General features: G+C 66.9%; 19 protein-coding genes. 9 read left to right on the top strand and 10 right to left on the bottom strand.

The genetic code is table 11. The features are described from left to right. The first annotated feature begins 55 nt into the window (after positions 1-55). From LOC60_RS05040 to LOC60_RS05025, 4 genes are read left to right on the top strand one after another with little or no spacing between them, the layout of a single operon-like run. A complete protein-coding gene (locus tag LOC60_RS05040; RefSeq protein ID WP_230023068.1) occupies positions 56-1081 on the top strand; it encodes a 3-oxoacyl-ACP synthase III in 1026 nt (341 codons plus the stop codon). Beyond that, positions 1075-3705: an alpha/beta fold hydrolase gene (locus LOC60_RS05035; protein ID WP_230022996.1), complete on the top strand. Its 2631-nt coding sequence runs from the start codon at positions 1075-1077 to the stop codon at positions 3703-3705. Before LOC60_RS05040 ends, LOC60_RS05035 begins: the two co-directional genes overlap by 7 nt. Continuing rightward, a complete protein-coding gene (locus LOC60_RS05030; RefSeq protein ID WP_230022994.1) occupies positions 3702-4700 on the top strand; it encodes an NAD-dependent epimerase/dehydratase family protein in 999 nt (332 codons plus the stop codon). Before LOC60_RS05035 ends, LOC60_RS05030 begins: the two co-directional genes overlap by 4 nt. 10 nt (positions 4701-4710) lie before the next feature. After that, positions 4711-5529 (top strand): serine hydrolase domain-containing protein, encoded by an 819-nt coding sequence (locus LOC60_RS05025; protein ID WP_230022992.1) that lies wholly within the window; start codon positions 4711-4713, stop codon positions 5527-5529. Between the two features lie 26 nt (positions 5530-5555). Here the strand turns inward: LOC60_RS05025 and LOC60_RS05020 are convergent, their stop codons facing one another. From LOC60_RS05020 to LOC60_RS05005, 4 genes are all read right to left on the bottom strand, one after another. Beyond that, a complete protein-coding gene (locus LOC60_RS05020; protein ID WP_230022990.1) occupies positions 5556-6953 on the bottom strand; it encodes an HNH endonuclease in 1398 nt (465 codons plus the stop codon). A 120-nt stretch (positions 6954-7073) separates the two neighbouring features. Then, a complete protein-coding gene (locus LOC60_RS05015; RefSeq protein ID WP_230022989.1) occupies positions 7074-7664 on the bottom strand; it encodes a hypothetical protein in 591 nt (196 codons plus the stop codon). Next, positions 7664-8749 (bottom strand): serine hydrolase domain-containing protein, encoded by a 1086-nt coding sequence (locus LOC60_RS05010; RefSeq protein ID WP_230022987.1) that lies wholly within the window; start codon positions 8747-8749, stop codon positions 7664-7666. Before LOC60_RS05010 ends, LOC60_RS05015 begins: the two co-directional genes overlap by 1 nt. 1 nt (position 8750) lies before the next feature. Further along, positions 8751-9263 (bottom strand): ArsR/SmtB family transcription factor, encoded by a 513-nt coding sequence (locus LOC60_RS05005; RefSeq protein ID WP_230022985.1) that lies wholly within the window; start codon positions 9261-9263, stop codon positions 8751-8753. Between the two features lie 134 nt (positions 9264-9397). Between LOC60_RS05005 and LOC60_RS05000 the strand changes: the two genes are divergently transcribed. The 3 genes from LOC60_RS05000 to LOC60_RS04990 are packed head-to-tail and all read left to right on the top strand — an operon-like array spanning position 9398 to position 10619. After that, entirely contained in the window at positions 9398-9868 is a 471-nt protein-coding gene (locus LOC60_RS05000; RefSeq protein ID WP_230022983.1) for a hypothetical protein, read from the top strand. Further along, a complete protein-coding gene (locus tag LOC60_RS04995; RefSeq protein WP_230022981.1) occupies positions 9868-10170 on the top strand; it encodes a transcriptional regulator in 303 nt (100 codons plus the stop codon). Before LOC60_RS05000 ends, LOC60_RS04995 begins: the two co-directional genes overlap by 1 nt. Next, positions 10167-10619 carry a VOC family protein gene (locus LOC60_RS04990; protein ID WP_230022979.1) on the top strand — a complete coding sequence of 151 codons (453 nt, stop codon included), beginning with the start codon at positions 10167-10169 and terminating at the stop codon, positions 10617-10619. Before LOC60_RS04995 ends, LOC60_RS04990 begins: the two co-directional genes overlap by 4 nt. Here the strand turns inward: LOC60_RS04990 and mutM are convergent. From mutM to coaD, 5 genes are all read right to left on the bottom strand, one after another. Next, positions 10555-11547, bottom strand: a complete 993-nt coding sequence (gene mutM, locus LOC60_RS04985) for a bifunctional DNA-formamidopyrimidine glycosylase/DNA-(apurinic or apyrimidinic site) lyase (protein ID WP_230022977.1) — start codon at positions 11545-11547, stop codon at positions 10555-10557. The two genes, LOC60_RS04990 and mutM, sit on opposite strands and share 65 nt — an antisense overlap. A 12-nt stretch (positions 11548-11559) precedes the next feature. Next, entirely contained in the window at positions 11560-12267 is a 708-nt protein-coding gene (gene rnc / locus LOC60_RS04980; protein ID WP_230022975.1) for a ribonuclease III, read from the bottom strand. An 85-nt stretch (positions 12268-12352) separates the two neighbouring features. After that, positions 12353-12556, bottom strand: a complete 204-nt coding sequence (gene rpmF, locus LOC60_RS04975; protein ID WP_146364453.1) for a 50S ribosomal protein L32 — start codon at positions 12554-12556, stop codon at positions 12353-12355. A gap of 2 nt (positions 12557-12558) precedes the next feature. Further along, entirely contained in the window at positions 12559-13125 is a 567-nt protein-coding gene (locus LOC60_RS04970) for a YceD family protein (protein ID WP_230023058.1), read from the bottom strand. Positions 13126-13348: 223 nt separating this feature from the next. Then, positions 13349-13819, bottom strand: a complete 471-nt coding sequence (coaD, locus tag LOC60_RS04965) for a pantetheine-phosphate adenylyltransferase (protein ID WP_230022972.1) — start codon at positions 13817-13819, stop codon at positions 13349-13351. A 40-nt stretch (positions 13820-13859) separates the two neighbouring features. Here coaD and LOC60_RS04960 point away from each other — a divergent pair, with 40 nt between their 5' ends. Together LOC60_RS04960 and LOC60_RS04955 are read left to right on the top strand one after the other, a co-directional pair. After that, on the top strand, positions 13860-15113 hold the full coding sequence (locus LOC60_RS04960) for an aminotransferase class I/II-fold pyridoxal phosphate-dependent enzyme (RefSeq protein WP_230022969.1): 1254 nt from the start codon (positions 13860-13862) through the stop codon (positions 15111-15113). Further along, positions 15110-15886 (top strand): spermidine synthase, encoded by a 777-nt coding sequence (locus LOC60_RS04955; RefSeq protein ID WP_230022966.1) that lies wholly within the window; start codon positions 15110-15112, stop codon positions 15884-15886. Before LOC60_RS04960 ends, LOC60_RS04955 begins: the two co-directional genes overlap by 4 nt. Here the strand turns inward: LOC60_RS04955 and rsmD are convergent. Further along, the gene (rsmD, locus tag LOC60_RS04950; RefSeq protein ID WP_230022963.1) at positions 15883-16512 is read right to left on the bottom strand and encodes a 16S rRNA (guanine(966)-N(2))-methyltransferase RsmD; all 630 of its coding nucleotides are present in this window, start codon (positions 16510-16512) and stop codon (positions 15883-15885) included. The genes LOC60_RS04955 and rsmD overlap by 4 nt on opposite strands. Between the last annotated feature and the right edge of the window lie 25 nt (positions 16513-16537).

The following is a 16537-nucleotide window of genomic DNA, read 5'->3' as shown; positions in this document are numbered from 1 at the left end:
AGGCTTCACGGCGGCCGCCAGCGCGATAGGTTCAGCAGCAGACAAGGCAGGCATTTTGACCGGGAACTTCAACTTCCAGCACTCCAACTCGGCCATCCTCAGCGTGAACAGCGTTGAAGCTCCGGTGGTTATGAGTTCCACTGAATTCGACGAGCGGCTTGAGCCTTCACTCAAGCGGCTGCGGCTCTCCAAGCGCATGCTGGAGCGCGTGGCCGGCGTGAGCGAACGGCGCTGGTGGGCTCCCGGCACCGCGTTCGACGACGGCGCCACCGAGGCGGGCGCCAAGGCCCTGGCCGAGGCGGGCGTCGAGGCTTCCGAAATCGGGCTGCTCATCAACACCTCGGTCACGCGCCGGAACCTTGAACCCTCCGTAGCGGTGAAGATCCACAACGGCCTGGGGCTTCCCTCCTCCGCCATGAACTTCGACCTGGCCAATGCCTGCCTTGGCTTCGTCAACGGCATGACTCTGGCGTCCAACATGATCGACTCCGGACAGATCAACTATGCCCTGATCGTGGCCGGCGAAGACTCGCAGGGTGTGCAGGAAGCCACGTTCGAGCGGCTCAACCGCCCCGATTCCACCCGCGACGACTACCTGCGCGAATTCGCGACCCTCACCCTCGGCTCCGGCGCCGCTGCCGCCGTCATCGGCCGGGCGGACCGGCACCCCGGCTCGCACCGCATCCTTGGCGGCGTTTCGCGTGCCGGAACCCAGCACCACGAGCTGTGCGTGGGCGGCATTGACGGGATGTACACCGACACCAAGGGCCTGCTGGACGGCGGATTGGAACTCGTGGTGGATGCCTGGCACGAAGCCCACGGCAACGGCTGGGACTGGTCCGGCATGGACCGCTACGTCACCCACCAGGTGTCCAACTCGTACACCAACGCCATCATCAAGGCCGTGGACCTGGACCGGAAAAAGGTGCCGATCACGTTCCCGAACTGGGGCAACGTGGGGCCGGCGTCGCTGCCGATGACTCTGGCCCAGGAATCCCGGTCCCTGAACCCGGGCGACCGGGTGCTGTGCATGGGCGTGGGCTCGGGACTGAACACGACCATGATGGAGATTGCGTGGTAGAGGAGCTTTGGCCCGGCGTTTCCCCCGCCTGGTCCTCGTTTGTCCGCGTTCCCTCCACTTCCGCCGTCGACGTTCCCGGCACGGTCCGCAAGTGGCATGTCCTCGATAACGGGCCCGATCTGGCTGCGGCCGGCGTCGAACCGGCCGGGACCCTGCTGTGTGTGCACGGCAACCCCACCTGGTCCTACCTCTGGCGTACCCTGCTGGCCGCCGGAGCTTCCGCCGACAAGCCCTGGCGCGTGGTGGCCGTTGACCAGCTGGACATGGGCTTCTCCGAACGCACCGGCGCCTTCCGGCGGCTGGCGGACCGGATCACCGACCTCGGCGACCTGACGGACACGCTGGGGATCACCGGCCCCGTGGTCACCGTCGGCCATGACTGGGGCGGCGTGATCTCCCTGGGGTGGGCGCTGCGGCACCGCCGCCAGCTCGCCGGCGTGGTCCTGACCAACACGGCGGTGCACCCCGCCGGATATTCGCTGCCGCCGGCCCTGAAACTGGCCCTGCATCCGGCCGTCCATCCGTGGGGCACGCGCAGCACCGATGCCTTTATCCGGGTCACGCATTCCCTGGCCTCCCCCGCCCTGCCTGCCCCCGTCCGGGAGGCGTTGGCGCTGCCGTACCGCACGGCGGCCCGCCGGGCCGGCGTCGCGAACTTCGTTGCCGACATTCCCGCCGTCGAGACCCACCCGAGCTGGCGCGCGCTGAACACCGTTGCCGAGGGCATCCGCCGGCTCAACGTTCCCTCACTGGTTCTCTGGGGACCTCGGGATCCGGTCTTCTCCGACCGCTACCTCCGCGACCTGCTGGAGCGGCTGCCGGCTTCCTCCGTGCACCGTTTCGAAGGTGCCGGGCACCTGCTTGCGGAAGACGTGGACATTGCCTCCCCCATCTTCACCTGGCTGCAGACAGCCGTCGAAGCCCCGGCGGATTCCGCACTCCGGCGCGCTGAGCCGCTCCGCCCCATGCTTGCCGAGCTGGATGAGCGCGCGGGCGACACCAGCCCCGCCGTCGTCGACATGGCACCGCTGGGCGGCAGCGAAGGCGCGGCTGCGCAGCCGCGCACCCTGTCCTGGGCCGGGCTCGCGGAACGGGTGAACGCCCTCGCCGCCGGCCTCGCCGCGGCGGGCGTGCGCCCGGGCACCCGGGTAAACCTGCTGGTTCCGCCGGGCATTGAACTGACCTCGCTGATCTATGCGTGCCTGCGCCTGAACGCCGTCATTGTGGTGGCCGACGCCGGCCTGGGCACCAAGGGACTCGGCCGCGCGATCAAGGGCGCCGGTCCGGCGTTCCTGATCGGCATCGACCGGGCGCTGATCGGTGCCCGGGCGCTGGGCTGGCCGGGAACCCGGATCAGTGTGTCCGAGCTGTCTCCGGCCCGTAAACGGCTGCTGGGTGTCCGGCATTCCGTTGAGGGTCTCATTGCCGACGGCGCCGGAAACGACGTGCCGTGGCACCCGGCGGATCCCGACGCCGACGCCGCCGTCCTGTTCACCTCCGGGTCCACCGGGCCTGCCAAGGGCGTGGTGTACACGCACCGGCAGCTGGCCGCCATGCGCGACGCCATCAAGGACACCTATAACCTGCGGGCGGGAACCTCCCTGGTGGCCGGTTTCGCACCGTTCGCCCTGCTGGGTCCGGCGCTGGGGGCGACATCGGTGACACCGGACATGGACGTCACCTCCCCGCGCACCCTGACCGCGGCAGCCCTGGCCGATGCCGCCGTCGCCGTGGATGCCACCACCATCTTTGCTTCCCCTGCGGCGCTGACCAACGTGCTGGCCACGTCCGGCCAGCTGGACGCTACGCAGCGGGCAGCACTGGCACAGGTGGAACTGCTGCTTTCCGCCGGAGCTCCGATAGCCGAGCCGCTTCTGGCCCAGGTGCAGGACCTGGTGCCGAAGGCGTCCCTGCACACCCCGTACGGCATGACCGAAGCACTGCCGGTCACCGATATCAGCCTCGAGGGCATCCGTGCCGCGGGTGCCGGCAACGGCGTCTGCGTCGGCACTCCGGTGTCCCGGGCCGAGGTGGCCATTGCCGAGGTCTTCCCGGATGGTTCGGTCGGAGATAAGCCGCTGACTGTTCCGAACCGCACCGGTGAAATCCTGGTCAGCGCTCCGCACGTCAAGGACCGCTACGACCGGCTCTGGATCACCGAGAGCCATAGTTCGTCCATTGACGGCTGGCACCGCACCGGCGACGTCGGCCACTTCGATGACGAGGGCCGGTTGTGGGTCGAGGGCCGCCTCGGGCACATCCTCACCACCGCGGACGGCGTCCGGACTCCGGTGGCCGCGGAGCAGGCGGCCGAGACGGTCGACGGCGTAGGCAGGGTGGCGCTGGTCGGCGTCGGACCCGCGGGTACGCAGGTTCCCGTGGCCGTGGTGGAGACCGTTCCTCCGGCCCGCCGGGCCGGGACCGCGTCCTCCGAACTGACCACGGCTGTGCGGTCCCGCGTGGCCGAGCTGGTCGGTCTCGATCTGGCGGCCGTCCTGGTGCTGCCGCAGATGCCTACCGATATCCGGCACAATTCCAAGATTGACCGTACGGCGCTGGCTGACTGGGCCTCCCGGCTGCTGGCCGGCGGTCCGGTGCCGCGCCTGGGCAAGGGCCGGCGATGAGCTCCGCCGTCCTGCCTCCCCGGAACGTCCTGGTCACCGGAGCGAGCGGCCTGCTGGGCGGTGCCGTTGCGGATCTGCTGGAAGCCAAAGGCCACAAGGTCCGTACCTTCCAGCGCCGTCCCGGCCGGCCCGGCAGGGATTCCGTGTCCGGTTCCGTTGCCGATCGCGCTGCTGCTGTCCGCGCCGTCGACGGGATGGACGCAGTCATCCATCTCGCTGCGAAGGTCTCCTTTACCGGCGAGTGGTATGAGTTCGAGGAAACGAACATCGTCGGCACGCAGGTCCTGCTGGATGCCGCGCAGGCCGCAGGTGTCCGCGACGTCGTTTTCGTTTCCTCTCCGTCCGTGGCGCATTTCGGCGAGCCGATTGCCGGCGCCGGTGCCGGCACCGCGGACCCGGGGCGTGCCAGGGGTTTTTATGCCGCATCCAAGGCACAGGCCGAACTGATTGCGCTGGCGCGGAACTCCTCCGAGTTCAGGGTCACAGCCATCCGCCCGCATATCGTCTGGGGTCCCGGCGATACGCAGCTGGTCGAACGCGTGATTGACCGGGCCCGGTCCGGCCGCCTGCCCCTGCTGGATGCGGGTGCTGCACTGATCGACACCACGTACATCGATAACGCAGCGTCGGCTATTGTCCGCGGACTGGAGCGGATGGACGCCGCCGCCGGCCGTGCCCTCGTGGTGACGAACGGCCAGCCGCGGCCGGTGGGCGAAATGATTGCCGGTATCTGTGCAGCCGCAGGAGTGGCTGCACCGGGCTGGAGCGTTCCCGGTAAGGTCGCCCGCGGCGCCGGAAGCCTGATCGAGAAGGCCTGGCTTGCGGCCGGTAAACACGGCCTGGTCCATGACGAACCGCCCATGACACGTTTCCTCGCCGAGCAGCTCTCCACCTCGCACTGGTTTGACCAGCGGGAAACCCGGGAGGTCCTGGACTGGACTCCGGAAGTTTCAATCGAAGACGGTATGGCCCGGCTGGCCCGGCACTACTCTTAGGATGATTCCAGTGAAAAGCCTGCAGAAGATCGAGTCATGGCCGGTAGACAATGCCGCTGCCGCCGTCGTGTCCGTCGACGGCGAGGTGCTGGGAACTGCGGACGACCAGGACCGGCGTTTTCCGCTGGCTTCCGTTACCAAGCTGCTGAGCGCCTACGCCGTACTGGTGTCCCTCGATGAGGGAGCCTTGGAACTCGATCAGCCTGCGGGCCCCGAGGGTTCCACCGTCCGGCACCTGCTGGCCCATTCCGGCGGCTACGACTTCGGCGAGCGCACGGTCCGCTATACCCCCGGCACGCGGCGGCTGTATTCCAACGCGGGTTTCGAGGTACTGGGCGAGACGTTGGAGCAGGCGACAGGCATGACCTTCGGCGAATATCTGCAGGAAGGCGTGTTGGTGCCGTTGGGCATGTCTGCCACGGCGTTGGAGGGCTCCCCCGCTGCCGGTGGTGTCTCCACCGCTGCGGACCTGTGCCGGTTTGCTGCCGAGCTGCAAGCTCCCACACTCACCGATCCGGGCCGGCTGGCCGAAGCGACGCAGGTAGTCTTTCCCGGTCTGGCCGGGGTCCTTCCCGGTTTCGGCCGGCAGAAGGAGAACGACTGGGGACTCGGGTTCGAAATCCGTGCCCGGAAGTCTCCGCATTGGACCGGTGCCAACAGCTCGCCTGCGACCTTCGGGCACTTTGGCCAGTCCGGCACCTTCCTTTGGGTGGATCCGGAAGCTCGTGCTGCTACTGTCTGCCTCACCGACCGCGATTTCGGTCCCTGGGCAGCGGAAGTCTGGCCTCCCTTCACGGATGCGGTCCTTGCGGAGCTGGCGGGCCGCTAGCGGCCCCTGTGCCTAGGCAGCCCAGATCAGGTCCACGATGCAGGATTCAAGAAACCTTTCGAGGGCGGAGATCCTGACCTTCCGATCCGGGCCGCAACTCCGGCTCCCGCTACAGCACTAACCCCGGGCAGCGGCGGCGCGGTGGACCGGTAGGTGTGTCCGGTGGGGGTGGTGGTCTCGACGGTGTGCGGTGGATTTGGCCCCGGCGGGTCGACCGTTCGCGCCTTCCAACCGGATGCCTCCTTCGCCTGGTTGCAGGCCTCGCAGAGTCCCTGTCCGTTCTCGGTACTCGTGGCCCCGCCGTCCTGGTGCGGACGAATGTGGTCGACATTCCGAATCGGCGCCCCGCACCACGGCATCCGGCAGGTCTGGTCCCGTGCGGCGATAAACCGTCCCAGCGAAGCCGGGAACAAGCGTGCCCGCGAATCCATAGCGACTAATTGACCGGTAGCCGGTTTGGCGTAGAGCCTCCGGATCCATCGCTCTGCCGGTTTGTCCCGGACCAGGTCCCTCGCCCACTGCGCCGGCACGGGACCGTACCCGGGGACGAAGGCAGGCTCGGAATCTCCGCCCACCAGGGTCCGGTCCGACATCACCAGCTGCACTTCCACCTTCACTTGGCCTGCACCTGCCTGTCCGGTCACGCGTTCCACAAGGGTGTCCGCCATGATCTGGCCCCGGCCCCGGGAATCTCCGGACGCACGCAGCCGGTCCGCTTCGCGGGACAATGCCGCAAAAACACCCACACCCTGAGCGACGGGGAGCAGCCCGGTCAGGTAGGTCATGGTGTCCGGTGCGGGTCGGCAGGACACAAAACGTTCGGATTCGGCCTTGGCTGCACGCTTGACCGCAGCCGAAGGATCCAGCCGGTAGCCGGCGCCTCTGGCACGGGAAATGATCTGCCGGTCCCCCAGGGTTTCAAGCATGTCCGGATCTCCGGCAACTTCTTCATCCACCCGCCGCCGGTCCTCCAGACTCAGGCACGCAGTCTCGCGGACCAGCAGCGTTGCCCGCCATTCGCTGATCTTCCCGCGGGTCAGTGCCTGCAGCGTGCACGGCATTTCCTCGGTCAGCACCTTGGCGAATCCGAGTAGCCGTCCCCCGCGGCTCGGAGACTCCCTGCGCGCCAAGGCAATCTGGGAAGCGATGCCGCGGCCCAGTTCCTCGCGCCGTACTCCGGCTTCAGCTTGTTTCCGGCGCTGCGAAGCATCAAACACCGCAGCGGCCCGGGCCTGTGCCGCCGAGGCTGCTGCCTTGAGTTCCTCGAGCGCCCGGATTCGGTCAATGAGTTCGCAGTCCTGCTCCCCGCCGGAAAGGCCTTCGGCTTCCTCTGCCAGGGTCCAGACCCACGCGTTCACGACTGCGGTACCGGCAGTCAGCCCGCCGGTCTGTTGATGGTTCTCAGGTCGAAAGCATTCGAACATGTGTTCGAGTCTAGCGAGGTTCGGACGTCGGATCTATCGTTCGACTACCTGTCCCGCCACCTGTTTTTTTAGGTCTCACCCCAGGTCTTCCAGACGATGTCCCTGCGGCCGGAAACTTCCCTAACCAGCTAGAAAGGAAACCACGACGACGGCCAGCAGCAGGGCCGCATTAACAACCAGCGCGAGATTTCCGGGATCTTTCTTCGGCTTCTTCGCCGCCTTCGTCTTCCTGCGGGGCTTGCCGGTAGCGGACCCATATGGTGCTTCCTGCGCCGGGAGGAAGGGCCGTCGGGATTGCTCCGGCACTTCCAACACTGTGACGTCGGGCTTCGGAACCTGCCCCACCGGCACAGCCTCCCCCTCCGCCTCCGCCGGCAAGGCCTCCTGCCGTGCCTCCCCCTCGGACGCCGCTTGCACCGCCCCAGATCCCCGCACCCGGTCCGGCAACTCGGGCCAGCGAACAATGGCACCGGCAACTGCCGCCGCCAATACGACCACGGCCACCACCCAGAGGACCACCGATCCGGGACTCCACGACACCACAAGCCGCATAAGGCCGGCGAACCAGGCCGCTTCCAACAGCCCGGCAACCACGGACCTCCGGCTGGGACCGGACGGCAGACCCGCCCGTTTCCACACGGAAACCGCCACGGTCAGACAGGTCACCACCACCCAGACGGCGAGCACCCAGGACACCAGAGCAGGAACCATCAGAGACCTTCCTTCAACAGGGCCAACGCTGCTTCTTCCTGCCCGGCAGCCACATTCGAGAGGATCAGCACGGCCGTGCCCGCGTCGCGGTCCATCGCCGCCATGGCGGAGAAACCTCCGGTCTGGCCGTTGTGCCAGGTCGCAGCCCGCCCGCTCGATGGGGACACCTGCGTGAACCACGCCAGTCCCACCTGCTCGCCGTCGCCGCCGGTGTCCCAGCGCGGCTCCAAGGAACCTGCACCAGGCGCAGTGCCCGCCAGCAGCGCCTGGAGGTAAAGCGACATATCCGCTGCGGTAGAGCGGATCCCGCCCATCGGCGCCCCGCCGTTGGCGGTCCATGCAGCGTGCGGCAATCCGCTCGCAGCCCGCCCGGTCGGAGCATCGGGTCGCAGGTTGTCGGCGGTGACCGGAACGTACGTGTCCTTCATTCCCAGGGGGTCCAGAATCCGCTCCTGCAGCAGATCGGCGTAGTCCATCCCGGCTGCCCTGGCGAGCAGCTGCCCCAGGAGGGCATAACCGAGGTTGGAATAGGCCACGGTGCCCCGCCCTCCCAATGACGCGGACTGTGCCTGGTCGTTCACCTCGGCGGGCGGGGCAGTGTAGGGGTCGCGGCGGAGAGCGGAATTTAGAAACGACGAAACCAGCGCATCAGGATCGGTGGCAAGCCGGGGAAGCCCCGACCGGTGGCTGGCGAGCTCGGCCAAGGTGACGGTACCGATTTCGGCGTCCGGGTCCTGCAGGTCCGGTCCGAGGATTTCGGCAACGGTGGTCTCGAACGTCACCTCGCCGCGCTCGACGGCGTCCGCCAGCAGTGCTGCCGTGAATGTCTTGGACACCGACCCGATCTCGAACTCGGTCCGTTCATCGGCACCGAATCCGGCGATCCGCACGGTGCCGTCTTCCAGGTAGGCCACGCTGAGCTTATCGGCAGGTTTCTGCAGCAGGGGCCGGACGGCTTCCGCCAGTACCGCATCGCCGGAAACCTGTGTCGACAGGCGCGGCGCCCACGGCGCGGCCAGCAGTCCGCAGGCCAGCACGGCGGAAGCGGAAAGGGCGGCGACGGTAATACGTCTGCGTTTGTTCATGTCAGTTACCTCCGGAGGCAGCGGTCAGAATGGCGAGCAGCGGAATGACGCGGGCGGGTGGAATCCGATAGCGGGACCGGGCATGCGGCGCGAGCCAGCCGGCTGCCGTCAGCTGGTGAACGTGGTGGTAGATCTGCCCGGACGTTCCGGACCCCAGTTCCTCCACCAGGCCGGCCACGGTTTCGGTTCCGCCGAGCACGGCACGCAGCACAGCCAGGCGAAGAGGATGTCCGAGGGACGCAAGGGTTTCGGCGAACCGGGTCCAGTCGACGTCAAGCAGATGCTCCGTCTCCAGCCCGTACTGGTACTCGTAATGGGCACCGGCCGCAGCCGTCACGGTGCCCGCGAACAGTACGGCTCCCGGTTCGGGGTGGCGTTCGCGCAGCCCGTTGAGGGCCCAGAAAGCGTCCGCATCATCGGCGGACGACGCCGGACCGGCAGCTTCCGCGCGCTGTTCCAGGGCTGCGACGCGCGCCTCCAGGGCCTGCAGCCGGGTGTCGTCGTTAATGGGCATGGCTAGAGAATTACGTAATACCGGAACAATTTCAAGACTTTCGTAATTATTTCTACCGGGTGCTCCGGATCACTCCACAACTTTCCGCAACGGAAACTCTTCCCTTTCCGTTGCGGAAAGTCTAGGCTCCCAGCATGACCAACCCTCAAGGCGCCCGCCCCTCCGCAGAAGAAGCACGCCAGGCACTGGAATCCGTCACCCTGTCGAAGCAGGCACTGGCCCCGTACGTCAGGTCACCTTCCTGGCTCTACCCCGCCCAGGGAGTGGGAATGGGATTGTTCGTGATCGGCCTCGTCTTCTCCAAGGACACGGGCTGGGCGATGGCCCTCATCGCGGTGTCCGGAGTGCTCTTCAGTGTCCTGCCGATGCTCCAGACCCGCGGCCGCCTGGTGGTTGACGTCTACACCCATCCGGGAAGCCGCGGGCTGTCCTGGCTGTACGTTGCCGCGTTTCTTCTTATCTGCGTTGTGGCCGTTGTGCTCTACTCGACCTACTCCCGGGCATGGATTGCCTACGTCGCGGCAGTCCTCGTAGTGGTCCTGACTCTGGTGACGGGACCGGCCATGGATGCCCGCCTGGCACGCGCGCTGCGGAACGCCGGCTGATGAGCGACGGGTTCAACGACATCATCCACGTCCCTACCCGGCTGCGCATCTGTTCGATCCTTGCGGAAGTGGGTGAGGCCGAATTCGGCGTACTCCGGGACGCCCTGGACCTCAGCGATTCCGTACTAAGCAAACACGTCAAGGTGCTTGAACAGGCCGGGTTCGTTACCGTGCGCAAAGGTTCCGTGAACGGCCGCACCCGCACCTGGGTGGCCTTGAATAAGGCCGGGCAGAAGGCATTCAAGGCCCACATCGAGGAACTCCGCAAACTGGCTGCCACCGGGGACCTGCTCAAGCCATGAAACTCTTCAATCCGCAGATCATCCTGTTCGTCGCCGACGTCGCGCGGGCGGCACGTTTCTACGCGGCCCTCGGCTTCATTGAAGAATCCCGTGCAACAGGGGCAGGGACAGCGCCCGTCAAGATCGAAATGTCATTGGAAGGCTTTGAGCTCGGGCTCGCACTGCCGGGACCGGCGGCCGAAGCGCACGGACTCACCCCGGTCACGGCCGGACACCGCGCGTGCCTCACGCTCTGGACGGACGACGTCGCAGCCGCCTACGCCGCTGCGCTCCACGCGGGAGCAAAAGACCTTCAAGGACCGCACCCGTTCCTGGACGGAAAGCTGCGGGTTGCATTCGTCGAAGACTTCGACGGACATCCGATCCAGTTCGTGGAACGGAAACCTACCAGCGCCCGTTCCGGGGACGCGGCTGGCACACCGGACAGCTGTAGGACGACCGGTTCATAAAGGAATCCCGCCGGATCAGGGTATGCAGCCCCAGCTGCTCACACCGTGGACAGGGCAGCCCTTCGCGGCCATAGGCGTTGAGGGACCGTGAGAAGTACCCCGAGGCACCGTTCACGTTGACATACAGCGAATCGAAGCTGGTGCCGCCTGCCGCCAGCGCCCGGGTCATCACGTCACGGGCGGCCTCGACCAGCCGCAGCGCATCGGCCCGGCGCATGGTGTCCGTGGCCCGGGCAAAGTGCATCCGCGCCGCCCAAAGGGACTCGTCGGCGTAAATGTTTCCGACCCCGGAAATCAGTCCCTGGTCCAGCAGGGCACGCTTGATCCCGGTCTTCCGCAGCCGCAGCCGGCGGTAGAACTCGTCAAAGGAAAACGCCGGATCCAGCGGGTCACGGGCAATATGGGCCGCCTCGGCAGCCACGAGCGGCAGGGCGGTTTCGGACAGGCCGCCGGGGGCGCCGTCGGGCGTCGGCACCAGGTCGGTGAGGAACACCCCGCCGAAAATCCGCTGGTCCACAAAACGCAGCTCGTCCGGCATCGCAGCACCGGAGGCATCCAGAGCGGGACTCAGCGTAAACCGGACCTTCAGGTGCTTCTCATCCGGAAGCGCCGAGTCCTCCATCAGCAGCTGCCCGCTCATGCCCAGGTGGGCCATCAGCGCAAAGGGGGGCACGACGTCGTCGGCCGCGCCGGAAGCCGTGCCGGCCGGCGAAGGAGCAGATTCGAGCAGCGGCAGCCAGAGGAACTTGCCGCGGCGGACGACGTCGGCCACCACCGCGCCTTCGAGGTTGGCGACAAGATCGGCCGGGCCGGGCGCATGGCGCCGCACGGAACGGGGATCCAGGACTTCGACGCCGGTAATGGTGCGGCCGCGGACCCATGACGCCAGTCCGCGGCGGACCACCTCGACTTCGGGAAGCTCAGGCATCGCCGTGCGCTCCTAGGAGCCGGCAGCCGCGGAGTCGGCTTCCTTGGCGTTGATCATCTTCCAGGACGCGGCGGCGGCTTCCTGCTCGGCTTCCTTCTTGGAATGGCCCACCCCTGTGCCGAAGGCCTTGTCGCCGATGTGCAGGACCGCTACGAAACTGCGGGAGTGGTCGGGACCGGACCCGGAGACCCGGTATTCGATATCGCCCATTTTCCGGCCGGCGGCAATTTCCTGGATGCTGGTCTTCCAGTCGGTACCGGCACCCAGCGCCTCGGCGTTGGACAGCAGCGGCCCCACGAGGCGCATCACCATCTGCCGGGCGGTTTCAATTCCGTGGTCCAGGTACACGGCACCGATGATTGCCTCGGTGGTGTCCGCAAGGATAGAGGACTTGTCGCGTCCGTTGGTCAGCTTTTCGCCCTGGCCCAGCAGGATGTACTCCCCCAGCCCCAGGCCGCGGGCAATGCCGGCGAGGGCACGGGTACTTACGACGGCGGAGCGGCGCTTGGCCAGCTCGCCTTCGGAAAGATCAGGATTATCCCGGTAGAGCGCATCGGTTACCGAGAACCCCAGAATGGAGTCGCCAAGGAATTCGAGGCGCTCGTTCGTGGGGATGCCGCCCTGCTCGTAAGCGTAGGAACGGTGCGTGAGTGCAAGACGAAGCGTCCCGGCGTCGAGTTCGACACCGAGACGCTTCATAAGCTCTTCAGTATTCTTCACTTTTTGGATACAACCCGAAAAGCAGTATTCATGTGCCCGTCCGCAACAACATTAATGATGCGCAAAACCGGGCCGAACACTGGTCTTAGACGTCCGCGACCTTGCGGCCCTTGTATTCAAGGAACAGCGCGGTGCCGGCGGAGTCGGTTACGACCTTGGCCTGGTGCGGCAGGCTATAGGTGACGCGGCCGTTCTCCACGGTCTTCACCAGGTTGGGCGCGGTCGCCTTCCACTGGGACCGGCGTGCACGTGTATTCGCGCGGGACATTTTCCGCTTCGGAACAGCCACGGCTAACTCTCTTCTCTCTCGTCTGACTCTGTACTTGGTGCCGCAGTATCTTCTGCGGCCGTGCCGGTCAGCCCGGCGAGGGCTGCCCAGCGAGGATCCACTACTTCATGGTGGTGACCCGGATCCTCCTCAAGGCGCGCTCCGCATTCGGAGCAAAGGCCTTCGCAGTCTTCCCGGCACACCGGCTGGAACGGCATGGTAAGAACCACTGCGTCCCGCAATACCGGCTCAAGATCGATGACATCTCGCTCGATCCGGTGTTGCTCTTCTTCATCTTCTTCTTCGAAGGACTCAGCGTCCTCGTAGTAGAAGAGTTCCTGCACATCGACTTCTTGGTCGTACGCGAGTGGCTTCAGGCAGCGGCCGCATTCACCCTTTACGGGGGCGATTACTACGCCGGATACCAGAATCCCTTCGTGCACGGCCTCCAACCTCAGATCGAGCTCGAGGCCGGATCCTTCCGGAACGCCGATAAGCGCAACACCGAAGTCTTTCGGTGCCGGTACATGTTCATGCAAAGTCCGCATCGTTCCCGGGCTGCGCCCGAGGTCCCTGACGTTGATAGCCAGGGGAGTTTCCGGATTGGACCGCGAAAATTCGCTAATGAGAACTCCTGTAGAACATAGACCGACATATCATCTTAGCCTGACTTGCCGGAATCTCTCAAACTGCGGCTGCACCGCAGCCAGGGAACACGTGCGGGCACGTGCTCCACAGTCCAGTTTACCCGTCCCGGGGCATCCGGCTAATCGGCGCCCGGGGAGGTGCCGTGCGGACGGCGGCAAAGCCGGCCTAACCTTCGGCCAGGCGCTTCAGTACCGTCGGCGGAACGTACCCGGCGACGTCGCCGCCCAGGGAGGCCACTTCCTTGATCAGGGAAGAGGAAAGGTGGGCGTAGCTGCTTTCCGCGGCCAGGAAGACGGTTTCGACGCCGGTGAGCTGCCGGTTCATTACGGCCATCGGCAGTTCGTACTGGTAGTCCTGGACGGACCGCAGCCCCTTCACAATCGCGGTGGCTCCGTGTTCCCGGCAGAAATCGGCCAGGAGCCCGTCCCCCATGGGGACCACGGAAACCCCGCGCAGGGCCTTAAACGTTCCGGCCGCCAGTTCCAGGCGTTCCTCGGCGCTGAAGCGGTACTTCTTCGCATAGTTGGTGGAGACCGCCACTATTACTTCGTCGAAGAGGCTTGCCGCGCGGGCAATCACCTCGACGTGGCCGTTGTGGATGGGATCAAAGGAGCCGGGGCATACAGCGCGTCGCATAGGTCGAATCTACCGGGTGCCGGCGGGTAATACTTGTTGCATGAGTATCAGTACAACCGCGTCCCTGCTCCGCGCACAGCACGGCCCCGGCACAGCAGCCGCCCAGCCGTGGCAGCGGACCGCCGCCGGAGCCAACCTGCTCGCGGCGGACGGAAACCTGGGCGTGACCATTTTCGAGGAGATCACTGCCCTCGCCGGCCGGCACGGAGCCATCAACCTGGGCCAGGGCTTTCCCGACGAGGACGGCCCGGCCGAAATGCTCGACGCCGCGCGGGCCGCCATTGCCTCCGGCGCCAACCAGTACGCCCCCGGGCAGGGCCTGCCGGTCCTGCGCAACGCCGTCGCGGCGCATCAGGAGCGGTTCTACGGGCTGCAGGTGGACCCGGACACCGAGGTTATCGTCAGCACCGGCGCCACGGAAGCCATTGCCTCGGCCCTGCTGGCCCTCACCGGTCCCGGCGACGAGGTGCTGACCTTCGAGCCGTTCTACGATTCCTACGGCGCCGTCATCGGGCTCAGCGGTGCCACGCACACCACCGTCGCGCTCCAGGCACCGCACTTCCTGCCCGCCGCCGGCGCCCTCGCAGCGGCATTCACCGACCGCACCCGGGTGGTCCTGGTCAACAATCCCCACAACCCCACCGGCGCTGTCCTCCCCCGCGAAGTCCTGCAGGAAATCGTGGACCTGGCGGCGAAGCACAACACCGTGATCGTCACCGACGAGGTCTACGAACACCTGACGTTCGGACCCGTGCACATCCCCGTGGCAACACTGCCCGGTGCTGCCGAACGGACCCTGACTATCTCCTCGGCCGGCAAGACGTTTTCCGTGACCGGCTGGAAAATCGGCTGGCTCACGGGGCCGGCGCCGCTGGTGGCCGCAGTCCGCACGGTCAAGACCTTCCTGAGCTACACCTCGGGCACCCCTTTCCAGTCCGCCGTCGCCGTGGGACTGGGACTGGAGGATGCCTATTTTCTCGGCGCCGCCTCCGCACTGCAGGCGAAGCGGGATCTGCTTGGCGCGGGACTCCGGGCCGCCGGGATGGACGTCCTGCCCTCGTCCGGCACGTACTTCCTCACCGCCGATACCTCTGCCCTGGGCATTACCGACGCTACGGAACTTGCCCGCCGGCTGCCGGAACTCATCGGTGTGGCTGCAATCCCGGTCGCCGTGTTCTGCCATGCCGAAGGGGCACGGCGCACCCGGTCCCTGCTCCGGTTCGCGTTCTGCAAGAAAACCGAGGTCCTGGAACAGGCCTCCGAACGCCTCGCCCGGCTGGGCGGTGCCCTGTGACCGCGTCCCGGCTGCTGCGGGGCATCGGCGCGCACGCCACGATCACCGAAGACGGTTACACCCCCGGCGCCTACGTGCTGAGCATCGGCGGGGCCGAGCAGTCCCACGTGGACCTGGCGAGGCCGCAGGAAATCTTCTACGAGTACCTGCGCCGGATAGGCAATGTCCTGGATCTGGCCGCTCCGGCCGGGGAGCCGCTGAGCGCCCTGCACCTGGGTGCCGGGGCGCTGACCCTCACCCGGTACCTCCAGGCCACCCGCCCCGGGTCCAGGCAGGCAGCGGTGGAACTGGAACGCGAACTGCTGGACTTTGTCCTGGCGCATCTTCCGCTGCCGGACGGCACGGAGCTGGAGACGGTGATCGGCGATGCGCGCGAATCACTGGACCGCTTTGCCGGGCGGTCCTTCGACGCCATTGTGCTGGACATCTTCGCCGGTGCCGATGCACCCGCGCACCTGGCGACGTCGGACTACTACGCCGAGCTGATGGCGCTGCTCTCCCCCGGCGGGGTGCTGCTGGTCAACGTGGGCGATGACCCGCCGCTGACCTTTATGCGCCGGCAGGTCCGCGAACTGCAGGCCGTCCCTGGCGCGGACGCCGACCTGGCGGCACTGGGGCAGCAGGACATGTTTACGGGGCGCTACCCCGGCAATATCGTGCTCGCGGCCACGCCGTTCCCCTGGCCGGCGGAGTGGACGCAGCAGCTCCTGGCCGCCGGACCGCACCCTGCGGCGGTGCTGACCGGCGAGGACCTGGAGGTTTTCGCCGGTTAGGCCTGCGCAGCCTCGGTTTCGCCGTCACCGGACTCGGCATCACCGGACTCGGCATCGCCGTCGGCCGGCTCGGCGAACCACAGGGTGGTCTCGCCGTACTTACGCTCGCTGAAGCGCTCCAGGCCCTCGGGCCAGACCGGTTCCGGGGAACGCGTGGAGCGCTCGAGCACTACTACGGCGCCGTCGGCAAGGTGCCCGGCCAGCGGGGTGAGGACAGTCGCCAGTTCGGCTTCGGTAAACGCGTAGGGCGGGTCGATGAAGACCACGTCCCAGCGCACATCCGCGGGGACCCGCAGCAGGAAGGTTTCGGCCTTGGCCCGGTGCACGCTCACGCAGGTCCGGCCCAGGATCTTGTTGACCAGTTCCGCGTTCTGCCGGCACGTCGCCGCCGGCTTGTCGGCAAGCTCCACCAGGTCGACGGCGGCGGCCCCGCGGCTGGCGCTCTCCACCCCCAGGGCTCCGGACCCGGCAAACAGGTCCAGCACGCGGGCTTCCTGCAGGATGCCGTAGGACTCCAGGCGGGAAAAGAGGGCTTCCTTCACCCGGTCCGTGGTGGGGCGGGTTCCGTCACCCGGAACGCTGAACAAGGAGGATCCGCCGGCAGCCCCGGCAATAATGCGGCTCATGCCTTCACTTTATCCGCTCCGGCGG

The sequence above is a fragment of the Arthrobacter sp. zg-Y769 genome, from assembly GCF_020907405.1.
In the GTDB taxonomy this organism is placed as follows: Bacteria; Actinomycetota; Actinomycetes; order Actinomycetales; family Micrococcaceae; genus Arthrobacter_B.
This window is presented reverse-complemented; position numbering and strand designations above follow the sequence as displayed.

What these genes read in the sequence shown, in the direction of transcription:
- LOC60_RS05030 (WP_230022994.1), top strand. Translation starts at nt 3,702, where the DNA reads ATGAGCTCCGCCGTCCTGCCTCCCCGGAACGTCCTGGTCACCGGAGCG.
- LOC60_RS05020 (WP_230022990.1), bottom strand. Translation starts at nt 6,953, where the DNA reads ATGTTCGAATGCTTTCGACCTGAGAACCATCAACAGACCGGCGGGCTG.
- LOC60_RS05015 (WP_230022989.1), bottom strand. Translation starts at nt 7,664, where the DNA reads ATGGTTCCTGCTCTGGTGTCCTGGGTGCTCGCCGTCTGGGTGGTGGTG.
- LOC60_RS05010 (WP_230022987.1), bottom strand. Translation starts at nt 8,749, where the DNA reads ATGAACAAACGCAGACGTATTACCGTCGCCGCCCTTTCCGCTTCCGCC.
- LOC60_RS05005 (WP_230022985.1), bottom strand. Translation starts at nt 9,263, where the DNA reads ATGCCCATTAACGACGACACCCGGCTGCAGGCCCTGGAGGCGCGCGTC.
- LOC60_RS05000 (WP_230022983.1), top strand. Translation starts at nt 9,398, where the DNA reads ATGACCAACCCTCAAGGCGCCCGCCCCTCCGCAGAAGAAGCACGCCAG.
- LOC60_RS04995 (WP_230022981.1), top strand. Translation starts at nt 9,868, where the DNA reads ATGAGCGACGGGTTCAACGACATCATCCACGTCCCTACCCGGCTGCGC.
- LOC60_RS04990 (WP_230022979.1), top strand. Translation starts at nt 10,167, where the DNA reads ATGAAACTCTTCAATCCGCAGATCATCCTGTTCGTCGCCGACGTCGCG.
- mutM (WP_230022977.1), bottom strand. Translation starts at nt 11,547, where the DNA reads ATGCCTGAGCTTCCCGAAGTCGAGGTGGTCCGCCGCGGACTGGCGTCA.
- coaD (WP_230022972.1), bottom strand. Translation starts at nt 13,819, where the DNA reads ATGCGACGCGCTGTATGCCCCGGCTCCTTTGATCCCATCCACAACGGC.
- LOC60_RS04960 (WP_230022969.1), top strand. Translation starts at nt 13,860, where the DNA reads ATGAGTATCAGTACAACCGCGTCCCTGCTCCGCGCACAGCACGGCCCC.
- rsmD (WP_230022963.1), bottom strand. Translation starts at nt 16,512, where the DNA reads ATGAGCCGCATTATTGCCGGGGCTGCCGGCGGATCCTCCTTGTTCAGC.